Here is a 15,209-nt window from a genome sequence, read left to right as displayed (position 1 = left end):
TAAGTATGAAAAAGTTCTTAATATTTATTTTTTGTATATTTGCGTTTAGTGTTAATGCGGATGGAAAAAAAACAACTTTTACTAAAGAGTTATTTAATAAAGCTCAATCAGATGGAAAAGTTGTGGTAGTAAGCTCTTGGATTAAATATTGTTCGTCTTGTGCAAGTCAAATGAAAGTTTTAAATAAAGTAAAAAATGAATTTGATAATATTGAATACTTCACATTTGATTTAAATAATAAAGAAATTTCTAATTTACTAAAAGTACAATATCAAACTACACTTTTAATTTTTAAAGATAATAAAGAAGTTTATAGAAGCATTGGTGAAACAAACAGAGATTTAATTTACGAAGCTATAAAAACTTCAATATAGATTTAAGCTCCTAGCTTAATATTTCTTGCAACATTAATATCTATTAACTTTGGCTTTGGAAGACTTAGGTTATTCATAATTTCCACATATTCATCCTCGTTTTTAGCTTGTAATCTGGGGTTAAATTTTTTTTCATTGCCTATAGAACTATTTTTTTTTCCATTATAATCATGACCTGGATATAATAGAGTTTCTTCTGACAATTTTAACAATCTATTAAAAATTGAGTTGTAAGCATCTTTAGCACTTCCATTTTGAAAATCTGTTCTACCAGTACCATTGATCAGCAATGTATCTCCAGAAAATAAGCAATTATTCAGCAAAAAACTATAACTATCAGATGTGTGACCTGGAGTATGAAGAGCTTTGATTTCTAGTTGATCAAGTTTAATAATTTCTTCATCTTTTACTTTTATTTCCACTGCATCAGCTGGAGTTTGATCACCCATAATAGTTGTACAGTTTGTTTGCTCTTTTAATTTGCTAGCACCAGTAATATGGTCTGCATGAATATGAGTATCAATTACCTTCACTAACTTTAAATTAAATTCATTAAGTAATTTTATATATTCCTCAACATTATCTAAAACAGGATCTATAATTAAAGCTTCCCTTCCCTTAGATGAAGCAATTAGATATGTGTAGGTGCTTGTTTTTTTATCAAAAACTTGTTTGAAAAGCATTTTCAAATATTATCACATATAGTTGGATTATATAGTATCAAAATAAGTAGACTCGGTAATAATGTAAAGATTTTAATAAAGAGTATTATAGCTCTAGGAATATTAACTCTATTTAGTGCAATCGTTTGTTATGGATTAGCAGATAAAATCTATATGTATTAAAGCCAGCTAGGAAAAGGCAAACCTTTTTCTTCTAGAAATTTCTTGTTAAACATTTTAGTAGCGTACTTTTCACTTTTATCACAAAGAATTGTAACAATAGTTTTTCCAGGACCTAATTCTTTACCCATTCTAATCGCACCAGCAATATTAATTCCACAGCTAGTACCAAGGCTTAAACCCTCATTTTCTATTAGATCATAAAGTATAGGAAGTGCTTCGTGGTCGTCAATAGAGTAGGCATCATCTATTTTAGCATTTTCAAAATTTTTCGTTACTCTACTTGAGCCAATACCTTCAGTGATTGAGCCACCTTCTGATTTTAATTCACCATTTTTTATATAATTATAAAGAGCAGAACCTTTAGGGTCAGATAAAAATATTTTAATATCTTTATTCTTTTCTTTAAGAGCATTGCTTACTCCTGAAATTGTTCCACCTGTTCCAGATGAACATACAAATCCATCAACCTTACCTTCAGTTTGTTCCCAAATTTCTTTACCTGTTGTTTCATAATGACCCTTAGCATTTGCAACATTGTCAAATTGATTTGCCCAAACAACTCCATTGTTATTTAATGGTCTTAGCTCATCAGCAAGTTTTGCTGCAACTTTTACAAAATTAGCTTCATCCTTATATGGTTTTGCTGGAACTAATCTTAAATCAGCACCAATATTTTTAAGAAGATCTTTCTTTTCTTGGGTTTGATTATCATTCATTACAATAATTGTTTTATAACCAAGTGAATTTCCTAGAAGACATAAGCCTATACCAGTATTACCAGCTGTTCCCTCAACAATAGTTCCACCTTTAGAAATTAATTTTTTACTCTCAGCATCTTTAATTAAAGCAAGTGCCGCTCTATCTTTTACCGAGCCACCTGGGTTCATAAATTCAGCTTTACCATAAATATTACATCCAGTAATCTCCGATGCAGCTCTAAGTTTGATTAAAGGAGTGTTACCAATGCCTGAAATAAAATTGTCATGAAAATTTTTCATTAATCAGAAGTATCTTTATCTGTTTCTTCAACAGCGTAAGGTTTAAATTCTTTTGTAGCTGTTCCAACATTTTTAGCAGGTATCCCAACCATTACAGCATTTTCTGGAACGTCTTTAGTAACTACAGCATTAGCTCCAACTTTAGCATTAGCTCCAATTATTACTGGTCCTAATATTTGAGCACCCGAACCAACAACCACACAATCATTTAGTGTTGGATGTCTTTTAACCATTCTTTGTTGATTTGAATTAATACTTGGCGCAATCCCACCTAGTGTTGCCATATGATAAATAGTTACGTTATTTCCTATTTCAGAAGTTTCTCCAATAACAACACCCATACCATGATCTATAAATAAATTTTTTCCAATTTTTGCACCTGGATGAATTTCTATACCTGTTAAGAATCTTGATAGTTGAGAAATAAATCTAGCAATAAGATCAAACTTTGCTAAATAAAAAAAGTTAGCAATTCTGTGAAAAAAAACTGCTTTAACTCCAGGATAAGTTAAAATTAAACTTAACTTAGATTTTGCCGCAGGATCTCTATCAATTATAGATTGTAAAAAATCATTCATGAATTTAGCTTTTGTTGATTAAAATATTATAGTGGACTATATAGTAATTATATAACGAATTTAAAGAGGAGAAACTTATGTACAAAAACACAAATTGCTTTCATCTAGCTGTACCATGCGGAGATTTAGAGACTGCAAAAAAATTTTACAATGAAGCACTAGGCTGCAGATTAGATAATTCTGCTCAGGAATGGGCTGATGTTGACTTTTGGGGAAATGAATTAACTCTTCACGCCAGTGAACATAAGATGGAAAATGAAAGACATGATGTCGATATGGGAAATGTATCAGTTCCACACTTTGGTGTTCATTTGTCGAGAAAAGATTTTGATACTCTTAAACAAAGATTAAAAGATAATGGTACTAAATATTATGACGAACCCTATTTAAGATTTAAAGGTACCAAGTACGAACAAGAAACTTTCTTTGTAAAAGATCCAAACGAAAATATTTTAGAGATCAAAACATTAACTGCAAATGCAGATTAATGGCTTCTGATTATAAATCTATAGTAAGCAAGATTAAATTTGAAGGAAGAGCTTTTATTGATGGCAGGTATGTTGAGGCTATTGATGGTAAAAAGTTTGAAAATATAAATCCTGCAACGGGTGAAGTTCTTTGTTCAGTTTCAAAATGTAATCATAAAGATGTTGATCTAGCAGTTAAAGTTTCAAGAAAAGCTTTTAATAGTGGTGTTTGGTCTAAAACGTCTCCAGAATTTAGAAAGGATGTTCTACTAAAGTTTGCTGAATTATTAAGACAAACTGGTGAAGAAAATTCTGTTCTTGAATGTGTTGATACTGGAAAATTAATTGGAGACTGTATTAATGAAGTAGCAAATGATGCTCCAATGCATTTTCAATGGTATGGAGAATTAATAGATAAAGTATTTGGTAAAGTTGGACCAACAGAACCATCATTAACGAGTTTAATTGTTAAAGAGCCAATTGGCGTTGTTGCTGGAGTTGTTCCTTGGAATTTCCCCTTAATGATGGCAGTATGGAAAATGGCTCCAGCATTAGCTGCAGGATGTTCGGTCATAATTAAGCCAGCAGAGGACACACCTTTAACTGCAATTAGAGTTGCACAAATTGCTAAAGAAGCTGGAATTCCAGATGGAGTATTAAATGTTATTCCAGGTTTTGGAGATGTTGGTGAAGCACTTGGAAGACACAATGATGTTGATGCTGTTTCATTTACAGGCTCAACAGAAGTTGGTGCTTTATTTATGAAATATTCTGGTGAAAGCAATTTAAAGACTATTGGTCTAGAGATGGGTGGAAAAAGTCCATTTATAGTTTTAGAAGATGCAAAAATTACAGATAATTTAATTGATGATGCAATTAATTCTGCTTTTTGGAATGGTGGGCAAAACTGTTCTGCAAACATGAGACAAATAATTCATAGCAAAGTTAAGGATGAATTTTTAGACAAAGTTTCAAAAAAAGTTAAAGCCCTTAAAGTAGGTGATCCATTAGACCCAAGTTCAAACATGGGATCAATGATTTCCAAAAAACATTTGGCAATAGTTGATGGATTTATTCAAAAAGGAATTGATGAAGGAGCCAAACTTTTATTTGGTGGTGTATCTGAAAAATCAGAAAAAGGTTTTTTTGCAAAACCAACGTTATTTGATAATTTAAAAGAAAATATGGTAATTGCTCAAGAAGAAATTTTTGGGCCTGTATTAGGTGTTATTACAGTAAATGATACTGAAGAAGCTTTAAAGATTGCAAGTAATTCAAAGTATGGATTACATGCAAGTGTTTTTACTCAAGATATTGATAGAGCATTTCATATGGCTAAAAGCCTTCCTTGTGGCACAGTTTCAGTTAATACTTTTTCTGAAGGAGACATTAAAACTCCATTTGGAGGGTATAAGCAATCTGGCTCTTTAAGTAGAGATCAAGGTACTGAAGCACTTAATTCCTTTCTTCAGACTAAAACTATTTGGATTAGCCACCAATAAGAACACATATTAACAAGTATAAAAAGACAAAAGGCCTGTTTTAGTCTTTGACTCACTTAAAAGTTTTAAGCTAAGCTTCATTTTTTTAACAAATAGAGAGAAATAAAATGATAACAATTAAAACTATGAAGACACTACTTGCAGGGTTTGCTATGGCTTTGTTTACCTTAGCCGCTGTTGCAGAAACAACTCTTAAGCTTGGAACTACTGGTAGATTGGGTATGCCAATCGGTGACGCCATAGATCAAGCATTGATACCGGCCTTGGCAAAAGCCTCTGGAGGTAAGATGAAAATCGAACCACATTATCAAAAAAGCTTATGTGCTGAACAGAAATGTGGTGAACAAGCCAATCAAGGACTTATATCGCTTTGGACTAGTTCTACGGCAAACTATGGTAATTTTGGATCAGAGTTGGCAATTTTTGATTTACCTTTCATTTTCAAATCACTTGAAGATGCGAAAAGAATATCAAATGAATGGCTTGCAGAAAGACAGTGCAAACTAGCACTTGAAAATTCAGGCCACATTTGCCTTTCTGTATATTCAAGCGGTGGATTTAGACAGCTTGGAAATGCAACTAAACCAGTTCACGTTCCTAATGACATGAAAGGTCTAAAGTGGCGTACTACTAAGAGTCCAATTGAGTTCATGCTAGTTAAAAATTGGGGTGCAACTCCAACACCTTATGATTGGAGCCAGTTATACTCAGGTCTACAGTCAGGTGTAGTTGAGGGTCAGTATGTTGCTAGTCCTTGGCAACATGTAGCAAAACTTCATGAAGTTGCAAAATACTTCACTGAGATTGGTGGCATGTGGTCCGGAAATATTCTAGCAATGGATGCAAAGCAGTATAATGCTTTATCTTCTCAAGAGAAAAAATGGTTACACAAGGCAGCTGATGCTTATGGAGAAAAAGTAAACGAGTTAGATAACGCTTGGATTAAGGATGGAGAAAATGCAATTAAAGCATCTGTGAAAGAATGGTATGTTCCATCTGAAGCGGAAATGACTAAATGGAGGTCAGGTGCAATCGGTGCATGGTTAGATGCCAAGGGTACTTTTGAACCAGAGGTAGCTAAAAGAGTACTTCTTGAACAAGGAATGGATGGATTTGTAGCTCAGTTAGAGAAAGCTGGGGCTCTTTAAATCGTTCAACGAAAAACTGTGTAAAGATCATTTAGCTCAATTTTTAGAACTAGATGATCTTTACCTAAAACAATTCATAACAAATAATTAACTATGGAAAGTATCATTCTACTCGGAGTACTCCTTTTTCTAATCCTATTAGGTGCCCCCATTGGCTTCATATTAATACTGATACCATTTGTTTATATTCTATTTACTGACGCTGTACCCCTTATTTTAATCCCTAGTCAAATGTTTAATGCTATTGACTCAGTTCCATTAACTGCAATTGCGTTTTTTATGCTGACAGGTGAGTTAATGACAAGTGCCACGATTACTGACAGGTTAGTAGCCTTGAGCAAATCATTAATTGGACGTGTACGAGGGGGACTGGCTCAAGTTAATGTTCTTGTGAGCATGTTTTTTGCAGGGATGAATGGTTCTGTCGTAGCAGATACAGCTACAGTTGGAGCATTAGTATTACCAGCTATGAAAAAAGCTGGCTATCCTCCTGCGTTTTCGGCTGCGGTTACAGGTGTAAGCTCCACTATAGGAGGCATAATTCCACCCAGTATCATGATGATTGTACTTGCTAATTCGACAGAGCTTTCGATTGCATCGCTATTTGCAGCTGGAATTATTCCAGGTGTGTTGATAGGCGTTGTGATCATGATAATCAATCATTACTTTGCAATTAAATATAACTTCGAGCGCAGTGATGAAAAATTTTCGATACGTCGAGCTGGTAAAGAATTATATCGATCCTCATTCGCCCTTCTGATACCCGTGGTTTTAGTGGGTTCAGTAATGGGTGGTGTTGCATCGGTTGTAGAGGCTGGAGCTATCACAGCAATGGTTGCGTTATTTACAGGTGTATTCGTGTATCGAACTATTAAATGGAAAGATTGCACTGGTGCTTTTCGTCGAGCATTCCGTAATTCGGCAATGGTTTTTATTATCATAGCTGCGTCGGGACCCTTTAGTTGGTTACTTACCTCTCTAGGTGCAATTGGTGAACTTGAAAACTGGCTTCTAAGCCTTACAGGATCCCCTATTATTTTTATTTTAGCCGTTATCCTATTTATTTTTCTACTTGGAACAGTAATGGACTCTGCGGTAAACATTATCATAGTTGGCCCAGTATTAGTTAATGTTATGGCTCAAGCTGGCTTTCCTGAGATACAAGCGGCTATCGTTGTAATAGTTGGCTTCTTAATAGGATCAGTAACACCACCTGTTGGTGTCGCGTTCTTTACCGCTGCAACAATAGCACAAGTGCGTCTAGAAAAAGTTGCTGTTGCGTTAATTCCTTATCTAGTTGGGCTGTTTTTACTTTTATTTTTTATCCTTATTATTCCAGAGTTGACCATGTTTCTTCCAAACCTATTAAGTAATTAGTGATATGTTAAAATTTTTTAATAACATTGACCGTTTTATCCATCGTACATTGGAAGCTGTGTGTTCACTCCTTTTGGCTGCGATGGTTGGTTTCACCCTTTATAACGTAATCATGCGATATGTTTTTAACAACCCTCCTGTTTGGGGTGATCTTCTAACAGTATTAAGTAATATTTGGTTGATGTTTATAGCACTTTCTCTGACAGCCAGAGACAATGAACACATAGCTTTAAATTTAATCTATGAAAAATTACCAAATAGACTGTCACTATATATACGTCAGTTCTGGAAACTTATGATTATGGCAATTGGTATAGTCCTGATAATTTATGGATTTGAACTTGTAGAGGGTATGCGTGGAAAGTATTGGGAAATGTGGTATTTTGAAATTAGTTTCCAAGGTATTGAGTTCAAAGAGAATTATATGCCAAAGAAATACGCAGTTGCAATCCTACCGTTAGCTGGATTTTTGACAACCATTGGCGCTGCTATTAGTTTTGTGAAAAAGGTCTAGTTCTTTTGGATTAATCACCAATAACAACACATAATAAAGAGACAAAAAACCTATTTTAGTCTTTGACTCACTTAAAAGTTTTAAGTTAATCTTCTTTTTTTAAATTAATCGAGAGGGATATAATGAAAATAATAAAAACTACACTTGTAGCTAGTTTAATTTCTTTATTTGCTACTTTTTCAACATTTGCTGAGAAAGTTAAAATAGGAGATCCAGGTTGGACAGGTGCAACAGCTATTGCAAATTTATTAGCAGCAGTTGTTAATGACAAAATGGGTGGAGAAGCAGAATTAGTTCCAGGAAACAATACTGCAATCTATGGTGCAATTGATAGAAGCAAAGGTGAAATAGAAGTTCACCCTGATATCTGGTTACCTAATCAACAGGCTTATACTAATGATCTAGTTCCTAAAGGAACTCTTAAGTTAAGTTCAAAACCTTACGAAGGAAACCAAGGATATTGTGTGTCTCAACAATTTGCTAAAAAAATGAATATTACAGCAATTGAAGACTTAGCTAGACCAGAAGTTGTAAAAGCAATGGATAGTGATGGTAATGGTAAAGGTGAGTTTTGGATTGGTGCTGATGGATGGGCTTCTGCAAATGTAAACCAAGTTAAACTTAGAGATTATGGTTTATATGATGCGGGTATTGAACCTATCAGAGCTGCTGAAGCTGTAAAAAATGCAAGAGTACTTGACTCTATTAAAAAAGGTGAAGGATATGCATTTTATTGTTACAAGCCGCATGCAATTTGGGGAATGGCTGACGTAGTTATGTTGACAGAACCTAAATTTGATAAAGCCAAATACAAAATGGTTCAGCCTAAAGAAGATGCTGACTGGTACAAAAAATCTTATGTTGCATCAAAAGATGCTCTTAAACAAATCCAAATTGGTTGGGGTACTTCTTTAGAAGCAAAATCTCCAGCAATTGTTGATTTCTTTAAGAATTTTCAATTATCAGCAGACGATGTTTCATTAATGGCCTACCAAATTTCAGTTGAAAAAAAACAACCAGCTGATGTTGCTAGAACATGGATGAAAAATAATAAATCTAAAGTTGATGGTTGGTTAGGACTTTAAGTTAATTTAAATTTTTACCCGGCAATAAATAAAGTTGCCGGGTATTTCTCTTAAAAAAAAATTATTAAATTTTCGAACGGATCTGATGGACTCAGCTATTGAAATAAAAAATGTTTGGAAGATATTCGGTAATAATTCTGAAGAAGCATTAAATGCTATTCAAAATCAACGTATTTCAAAACAAGAAGCTTTAGAAAAATATAATTCAGTAATTGGTGTATCCGATGTCTCTTTTGACGTTAAAAAGGGAGAGATATTCTGTGTAATGGGGCTTTCTGGTAGTGGTAAATCCACTTTAGTAAGACATATCAATAGATTATTAGAACCTACCTCAGGACAAATTTTGATCAATAATGAAGATGTGATGAAGTTTGATCCAAAAAGTTTACAAGATTTAAGGAATAAAAAGATAGGTATGGTTTTCCAGAACTTTGCTTTAATGCCCCACAGATCAGTATTAGATAATATAGCAATGCCACTTGAAATAAGAGGCATAAGTAAAAATGATAGGTTGGATGCCGCCAATAAAATTTTAGATATTGTAGAGCTTCAGGGTTGGGGAAATAAATTTGCTCATGAACTATCAGGTGGAATGCAACAAAGAGTAGGATTAGCAAGAGCCTTAGCAGCAGATCCTGATGTTTTATTAATGGATGAACCATTTAGTGCACTAGACCCGTTAATTAGAAGACAACTTCAAGCAGAATTTATCAAACTTTCAAAACAAATGAAAAAGACAACAGTGTTTATAACGCATGACCTAGATGAAGCTGTTAGAGTAGGTCATAGAATTGCTATCATGAGAGATGGAAAAGTTATTCAAATAGGAACGCCAGAAGAAATAGTAATGAAGCCTGTAGACAATTACGTAGCTGACTTTGTAAAAGGAATATCTAGATTAAAAATTGTTCAAGCTAAATCTATCATGCAACCCATTGATAAATTTGAAAAGGAATTTGGGCCACTAGCTAAAAATTTAGAAAGTGTTCATGAAAATGATTTACTAAATAAACTAATAGAAAAATCTTCTATTAAAGATGAACCAATATTGGTAATAAATAATGAAAGCAAAAATATTGGTGTGATAACGCAAGCTGATTTACTTAAGGCTGTTGTAGAGGGTAGTGATGGAGAATAAAACAATCAGAAACCCATCTAGAAATGAGTTAATTACTGATTTTGTAAAAAGTAATCCAGATTATTACATTAAAGAATTCAAAAAAATTGGAAGTAAGCCTACTTATTCATTTTCATTTAATCTATTTGCATTTATTTTAGGACCTGTTTGGTTTGGAATGCGCAATGTTTGGAATTGGACATTAGCTTTTTTAATCATTGAAACTTTTTCAGTAGTACAAATCATTAGAGGTTTATTTGGTAATATTACAGCAGATGCCATTGCTAAAGTTGAACAAGTTAAGAGTACAATAGCTTTTAGAAATAAACAATTAGAAGCAGCGATAGAGAATAATCCAGATAAAATTGATGTTTTTAAAAGAAATATAAAATCTTTAGAAGATGCCATGCAAGGTTATCTTGACGAAATTACAAGAGTAGAGGCTTCAGCAATTTGGATTGCAATTTTTGGATTTATTTTATTGATAGCAGTTAAGATTGTCCAAGGTGTTTTGGCTAATTCAATTTTAGAAAAAAAATATTCTGAATGGTTATCTGATAAATCTATTCATCCAGGTATGCAGATGAAAAATTATGTCTTAAGTAGTGTTTTTACCTTTGTTATAATGATTTTTAGCGTTATCCATTATAGCTTTCCAGGTTTACTTCAGTTAATGGATACGTTTCCAACTCATCCTGAAATAAGATTATTTTCAATTAAATGGATAGAAATTATTTTTGATTATGCGGTTGTTAAAGGAGATGTGATTTTTACAGCGATAACAATCGGTATTAGGTCGGTATTAGATTTCTTAGAATTATTGTTTGTTAAAACTCCTTGGATCGTAATTATTACTGCAATTGTAACTTTAACAGGTTTATCAGCTGGGCCTAGAGCTGCAATTTATTCGACAGGTTTCTTGTGTTATATGGGTTTTTTAGGCTTCTGGGTTAAAGCAATGACGACATTAGCCTTATTAGGAACAGCTGCAATTCTAAGTATAGCAATAGGTATTCCACTTGGAATTTTTTGTGCAAGACGTCAAAGATTTTATTCATTAATTAGACCGATAATGGATTTCATGCAAACAATGCCAGCCTTTGTATTCATGATTCCAGTAATAGCTTTTTTTGGAACTGGAAAGGTTGCAGCAGTAATTATTACAATGATCTTTGGTGGTACACCTGTTGTAAGACTTACTGTTTTAGGATTACGTGGAGTACCAGAAACAATTCGAGAAGCAGCTATAGCTTACGGTGCAACTAAATGGTATTTGTTAAGAAAAGTAGATCTACCACTAGCTACACCTTCAATTTTAGCAGGTGTTAATCAAACAGTAATGTTAAGTTTAGCTATGGTGGTAGTAGCGTCTCTAATTGGTGCAAAAGGTTTAGGACAAGATGTTCTTGAGGCATTACAATACGCTAATGTTGGACAAGGTATACTTGCGGGTATAGCTATTTTGTTTGTTGCATTAATTTTAGATAGAGTTGTTCAAGGCAAGAAAAGAGTTTAAAAAACCTAATGGAATATTTGTTATTAGGTTTTTTTACTGGGTTAAGTCTTATTCTAGCAATTGGGGCTCAGAATATTTTTGTAATAGAGCAAGGTTTAAAAAAAGAATATGTGTTTCTTGTTTGTTTGATTTGCTCAATTTCAGACCTAGTATTAATTTTTCTTGGAATATTTATTTTTCAACTCTTTAATAAGTATTTTAATTCTAATGTTGAGCTAGTGTTTAATATTGCTTTAGTTATCTTTTTATTACATTTTATTTATTCAAAAATAAAGGCTTACAATACAGCAATTAATTTTGATTCAGACTTGACTAGCATTACTGTCTTTAATATTTTTTTAAAGACTCTTGGATTTACATATTTAAATCCTCATGTATATTCAGATACAGTATTTTTTTTGGGAAATTTTTCAAAAGATTTTATTATTAGTCAAAAAATATTTTTTGGAATAGGTGCATCAATTGCTTCTTTTTTATTTTTCTTTTTAATTGGATATCTATCTAAATATTTTTCTATATATGCTAAAAATAAAAGAGTTTGGAACATAATAAATCTTTTAATAATCATTTTTATGAGCTTTTTAACTTTGTTTATCATTACAAAAATGATTAATTGATTGTTATGAATAATATTTACATAGATGATGTCGGAGAAGGATACCCTTTAGTATTAATTCATGGTTTCTTAGGTTCTTCTGAAATGTGGTGTAATCAAAAAGATTTTTTTTCAAAATTTTGCAGAGTTATATCGCCAGCTTTACCAGGCTTTGGTGAAAGTAGTGGAGCTCAATCCTTAGATACAATTAATAAAATGGCTCAATTTGTAATTAATATTATTGATGAAAAAAAAATAAATAAATTCAATTTAATAGGTCACTCTATGGGTGGAATGATAGTACAAGAAATAACTAAAATAGTTGGTGAAAGAGTTAATAAATTAATTTGTTTTGCCACTGGGTCTATTGGAGAAATTCCTGGAAGATTTGAAACAATTGATGAAACCAGAAAAAGATTAAAAGAAGAAGGTGCGGCTGTATCATTTTCAAGAGTTCCAAAAAAATGGTTTGTGAAAGGAGATCAAGATAAAAATTATTTTTTATGTGTGAATGCTGTTCAAAATGTTTCTGTAGAATCTGCAGACAATGCACTTAAAGCAATGAAAAATTGGACAGGTATTGAAAATTTAAAGAATATAAAAAATGAAACATTAATTATTTGGGGTGACAAAGATACTGCTTATAATTTTGAACAAGTTGAAACACTTAATAAAAATATCATCAATAGTAGACTAGAAATCTTTAAAGATTGTAGTCACAATGTCCATCTGGAAGAACCAAGAAAATTTAATGATTTAATTAAGGGTTTTATTAATCAAACAAGTACTAAATTTTAATTTGAATAACCATATTTTTTCAATCTTACATCACCAGTTCTTGCATGTGCTTCCATTCCTTCGTATCTAGAAATTCTTGCAGCTGCAGCACCAACTAACTCAGTAGACTCTTTTGTCATTCTTTGGAAACTTAAAGTTTTAACAAACTTACCAACAAATAATCCACCCGTATATCTTCCTGCACCTTTAGTTGGAAGAATGTGATTAGTTCCTGAACACTTATCACCATAAGCAACAGTTGTTTCTTCACCAATAAATAAAGAACCATAGTTTGTTAGTCTTTTATGAAACCACTCTAAATTTTCTGTCTGAACTTCTAAGTGCTCTGGAGCATACTCATCACTAATGGTTGCCATTTCTTCATCAGTATCACAAAGAATAACTTCACCATAATCTCTCCAAGCAGCATCAGCATTTGTTCTTGGTACCTCTGGTAATTCAGCAATCAGCTCTGGAACTCTTTTCATCACTTTTTCACCAAGTTCTTTACTCGTTGTGTATAACCAACAAGGTGAGTTGTAACCATGTTCAGCTTGACCTACTAAATCAACAGCCACTATTTCTGGATCAGCTTTAGCATCAGCAATAATTCCAATTTCAGTAGGGCCTGCAAATAGGTCTATACCTACTTTTCCAAATAAAATTCTTTTAGCTTCAGCAACAAATTGGTTTCCAGGACCAACAATAATATCTGCCGCTGGGTTATTAAACAAACCATTAGTCATAGCAGCAATAGCTGGAACACCACCTAAATTTAAAATTACATCAGCACCACATAAATCAGCTGTATAAATAATTGTCGGATGAGCACCTACACCTTCTTTTGGAGGGCTACACGCAATAACATTTTTTACTCCAGCTACTTTTGCTGTAGTTACACTCATAACAGCTGATGCAATGTGCGCATAACGTCCACCTGGTACATAACATCCAGCAGTATTAACAGGTACTAACTTTTGACCAGCAAATAATCCATCAGAAAGTTCAACCTCAAAATCTTGACCATAATTTTTTAATTGAGCTTCAGCAAATTTTCTAACTCTTTCATATGAAAACTGAACATCATCTTTTGTTTTTTGGTCTAATGTTTTTTTAATTTCTTCAATTCTTTCTTTAGAAACGATGATTTCTCCATCGTACTTATCAAATTTTTTTGTAAGATCTATACAACCTTGTTCTTTTGTAGTTTCGATATTTTTTAATAAATCCTGAACTATTCCTGTTGTTTTTGTGTCATCAGTTGATGAAGTTTTAGGTGATTTTTTTAAATAAGTTATAGCCATTATTACCCTCTCTGATTTTTGTGAAACACTCTTATAGACTTTAATGAAACAATTTCAATGATGAATTAGTCTAATGCAACAACAGCTGCTGCAATGGATGCCAATCTAGCCTGAGCTTCATCAGATCTGCTCGTAATAACAATTGGAACTTTACCACCAACAACTACACCAGCAGCACAAGCTCCCATAAAATAAATCATCATTTTAACTAAACTATTTCCAGTCTCAACACTTGGAACTAATAAAACATCAGCATCCCCGGCTACAATATTTTTAACACCTTTTATAGCGGCAGATTTTTTTGAAATACTATTATCAAATGCTAAGGGACCGAAAACATCAGCATTTAAATTGTCTTTTTTTGCAAGTTTTGTAATCTCATCTGCTTCAATGGAACTTGGAACACTGTCTAAAATTTCTTCTGTTGCTGATAGTACTGCAACTTTTGGTCTTTCAATTCCTATACGATTTGAAAAATCAATTACATTTCTTAAGATGTGCATTTTTGTTTTTATATTAGGTAAAACATTTAAAGCACCATCAGTAATTATAAGAGGCTTATCATCTTTAGTATTTGTCATATGCCATATATGGCTTAGTCTTGTTTTTCCAAGTAAATTATAATCTCTCTTTAAAACTTCTTTCATCAAAATATCAGTATGAATATGACCTTTAACAATAATTCTTACCTTATCTTGGCTAGCAAGTTTTGCAGCTATTGCTGCTGTATTGTTTTCTATAGGCTCATGAATTATCTCATATGAAGAGACGTCCCATTTTAAATCTTCAGCACATTTGAGAATTTTTTTTTTATCCCCTATAAAAATAGGTGTAATTAGATTTTCATTAACAGCATCCTGAACTGAGAGCATTGGTAAGGGTAAACCCGCATTAACGATAGCAGCATTAACACCTTTTTTCTTATGTGCATGGTCAAGAAGGTTAATAGGACAAACAATTTCTTTATTTGAAAGCATGAAATATATTTAGTATGAATTTTTAAAAAGTATAT

At 32.7% G+C, this 15,209-nt stretch carries 16 protein-coding genes; 11 read left to right on the top strand and 5 right to left on the bottom strand.

Features of this window, described 5'->3' with window-relative positions:
• Positions 1-5: 5 nt before the first annotated feature.
• Positions 6-374, top strand: coding sequence for a TlpA family protein disulfide reductase (locus ABXT56_RS04265; RefSeq protein WP_415299479.1), 369 nt, complete (start codon positions 6-8; stop codon positions 372-374).
• A 2-nt stretch (positions 375-376) separates the two neighbouring features.
• On the opposite strand, the gene ABXT56_RS04260 is transcribed toward ABXT56_RS04265, so the two are convergent.
• From ABXT56_RS04260 to epsC, 3 genes are all read right to left on the bottom strand, one after another.
• Positions 377-1,057, bottom strand: coding sequence for an MBL fold metallo-hydrolase (locus ABXT56_RS04260; RefSeq protein ID WP_415299478.1), 681 nt, complete (start codon positions 1,055-1,057; stop codon positions 377-379).
• 158 nt (positions 1,058-1,215) lie between these two features.
• Complete coding sequence (locus tag ABXT56_RS04255; protein ID WP_415299477.1) at positions 1,216-2,217, bottom strand: cysteine synthase A; 1,002 nt, start codon at positions 2,215-2,217, stop codon at positions 1,216-1,218.
• Positions 2,217-2,795: a serine O-acetyltransferase EpsC gene (epsC, locus tag ABXT56_RS04250; protein WP_168606456.1), complete on the bottom strand. Its 579-nt coding sequence runs from the start codon at positions 2,793-2,795 to the stop codon at positions 2,217-2,219. Before epsC ends, ABXT56_RS04255 begins: the two co-directional genes overlap by 1 nt.
• A gap of 77 nt (positions 2,796-2,872) precedes the next feature.
• On the opposite strand from epsC, the gene ABXT56_RS04245 reads away from it, so the two are divergent.
• The 10 genes from ABXT56_RS04245 to ABXT56_RS04200 all read left to right on the top strand — a co-directional run bounded on the left by ABXT56_RS04245 (position 2,873) and on the right by ABXT56_RS04200 (position 12,914).
• The gene (locus ABXT56_RS04245; RefSeq protein ID WP_415299476.1) at positions 2,873-3,283 is read left to right on the top strand and encodes a VOC family protein; all 411 of its coding nucleotides are present in this window, start codon (positions 2,873-2,875) and stop codon (positions 3,281-3,283) included.
• Positions 3,283-4,764 carry an aldehyde dehydrogenase gene (locus ABXT56_RS04240; protein ID WP_415299475.1) on the top strand — a complete coding sequence of 494 codons (1,482 nt, stop codon included), beginning with the start codon at positions 3,283-3,285 and terminating at the stop codon, positions 4,762-4,764. The genes ABXT56_RS04245 and ABXT56_RS04240 overlap by 1 nt, the downstream gene beginning before the upstream one ends.
• Before the next feature lie 107 nt (positions 4,765-4,871).
• Positions 4,872-5,912, top strand: coding sequence for a TRAP transporter substrate-binding protein (locus tag ABXT56_RS04235; RefSeq protein WP_415299474.1), 1,041 nt, complete (start codon positions 4,872-4,874; stop codon positions 5,910-5,912).
• A 93-nt stretch (positions 5,913-6,005) separates the two neighbouring features.
• A complete protein-coding gene (locus ABXT56_RS04230) occupies positions 6,006-7,289 on the top strand; it encodes a TRAP transporter large permease (RefSeq protein ID WP_415299473.1) in 1,284 nt (427 codons plus the stop codon).
• 58 nt (positions 7,290-7,347) lie between these two features.
• Positions 7,348-7,803, top strand: a complete 456-nt coding sequence (locus tag ABXT56_RS04225; RefSeq protein WP_229704552.1) for a TRAP transporter small permease — start codon at positions 7,348-7,350, stop codon at positions 7,801-7,803.
• Between the two features lie 122 nt (positions 7,804-7,925).
• The gene (locus ABXT56_RS04220) at positions 7,926-8,888 is read left to right on the top strand and encodes a glycine betaine ABC transporter substrate-binding protein (RefSeq protein WP_415299472.1); all 963 of its coding nucleotides are present in this window, start codon (positions 7,926-7,928) and stop codon (positions 8,886-8,888) included.
• Positions 8,889-8,973: 85 nt separating this feature from the next.
• Positions 8,974-10,026 (top strand): quaternary amine ABC transporter ATP-binding protein, encoded by a 1,053-nt coding sequence (locus ABXT56_RS04215; RefSeq protein WP_415299471.1) that lies wholly within the window; start codon positions 8,974-8,976, stop codon positions 10,024-10,026.
• Entirely contained in the window at positions 10,016-11,521 is a 1,506-nt protein-coding gene (locus ABXT56_RS04210) for an ABC transporter permease (RefSeq protein WP_415301391.1), read from the top strand. Before ABXT56_RS04215 ends, ABXT56_RS04210 begins: the two co-directional genes overlap by 11 nt.
• A gap of 8 nt (positions 11,522-11,529) precedes the next feature.
• Positions 11,530-12,138 (top strand): LysE/ArgO family amino acid transporter, encoded by a 609-nt coding sequence (locus ABXT56_RS04205; RefSeq protein ID WP_415299470.1) that lies wholly within the window; start codon positions 11,530-11,532, stop codon positions 12,136-12,138.
• Between the two features lie 5 nt (positions 12,139-12,143).
• The gene (locus tag ABXT56_RS04200; RefSeq protein ID WP_415299469.1) at positions 12,144-12,914 is read left to right on the top strand and encodes an alpha/beta fold hydrolase; all 771 of its coding nucleotides are present in this window, start codon (positions 12,144-12,146) and stop codon (positions 12,912-12,914) included.
• On the opposite strand, the gene hisD is transcribed toward ABXT56_RS04200, so the two are convergent.
• Entirely contained in the window at positions 12,911-14,197 is a 1,287-nt protein-coding gene (gene hisD, locus ABXT56_RS04195; RefSeq protein ID WP_271520462.1) for a histidinol dehydrogenase, read from the bottom strand. The genes ABXT56_RS04200 and hisD overlap by 4 nt on opposite strands.
• 65 nt (positions 14,198-14,262) lie before the next feature.
• On the bottom strand, positions 14,263-15,174 hold the full coding sequence (locus ABXT56_RS04190; RefSeq protein WP_415299468.1) for a bifunctional enoyl-CoA hydratase/phosphate acetyltransferase: 912 nt from the start codon (positions 15,172-15,174) through the stop codon (positions 14,263-14,265).
• Positions 15,175-15,209 lie beyond the last annotated feature (35 nt).

Source organism: Candidatus Pelagibacter sp. Uisw_134_02 (genome assembly GCF_047720265.1).
Taxonomy (GTDB): Bacteria; Pseudomonadota; Alphaproteobacteria; order Pelagibacterales; family Pelagibacteraceae; genus Pelagibacter.
The sequence above is the reverse complement of the archived record's forward strand: the minus strand, read 5'-3'. Positions and strand labels throughout refer to the sequence as shown.

Bases quoted from the DNA above. Each gene is read 5' to 3' on its own strand.
- ABXT56_RS04265 (WP_415299479.1), top strand. From the start codon at position 6: ATGAAAAAGTTCTTAATATTTATTTTTTGTATATTTGCGTTTAGTGTT.
- ABXT56_RS04260 (WP_415299478.1), bottom strand. From the start codon at position 1,057: ATGCTTTTCAAACAAGTTTTTGATAAAAAAACAAGCACCTACACATAT.
- ABXT56_RS04255 (WP_415299477.1), bottom strand. From the start codon at position 2,217: ATGAAAAATTTTCATGACAATTTTATTTCAGGCATTGGTAACACTCCT.
- epsC (WP_168606456.1), bottom strand. From the start codon at position 2,795: ATGAATGATTTTTTACAATCTATAATTGATAGAGATCCTGCGGCAAAA.
- ABXT56_RS04245 (WP_415299476.1), top strand. From the start codon at position 2,873: ATGTACAAAAACACAAATTGCTTTCATCTAGCTGTACCATGCGGAGAT.
- ABXT56_RS04240 (WP_415299475.1), top strand. From the start codon at position 3,283: ATGGCTTCTGATTATAAATCTATAGTAAGCAAGATTAAATTTGAAGGA.
- ABXT56_RS04235 (WP_415299474.1), top strand. From the start codon at position 4,872: ATGATAACAATTAAAACTATGAAGACACTACTTGCAGGGTTTGCTATG.
- ABXT56_RS04230 (WP_415299473.1), top strand. From the start codon at position 6,006: ATGGAAAGTATCATTCTACTCGGAGTACTCCTTTTTCTAATCCTATTA.
- ABXT56_RS04220 (WP_415299472.1), top strand. From the start codon at position 7,926: ATGAAAATAATAAAAACTACACTTGTAGCTAGTTTAATTTCTTTATTT.
- ABXT56_RS04215 (WP_415299471.1), top strand. From the start codon at position 8,974: ATGGACTCAGCTATTGAAATAAAAAATGTTTGGAAGATATTCGGTAAT.
- ABXT56_RS04210 (WP_415301391.1), top strand. From the start codon at position 10,016: ATGGAGAATAAAACAATCAGAAACCCATCTAGAAATGAGTTAATTACT.
- ABXT56_RS04205 (WP_415299470.1), top strand. From the start codon at position 11,530: ATGGAATATTTGTTATTAGGTTTTTTTACTGGGTTAAGTCTTATTCTA.
- ABXT56_RS04200 (WP_415299469.1), top strand. From the start codon at position 12,144: ATGAATAATATTTACATAGATGATGTCGGAGAAGGATACCCTTTAGTA.
- hisD (WP_271520462.1), bottom strand. From the start codon at position 14,197: ATGGCTATAACTTATTTAAAAAAATCACCTAAAACTTCATCAACTGAT.
- ABXT56_RS04190 (WP_415299468.1), bottom strand. From the start codon at position 15,174: ATGCTTTCAAATAAAGAAATTGTTTGTCCTATTAACCTTCTTGACCAT.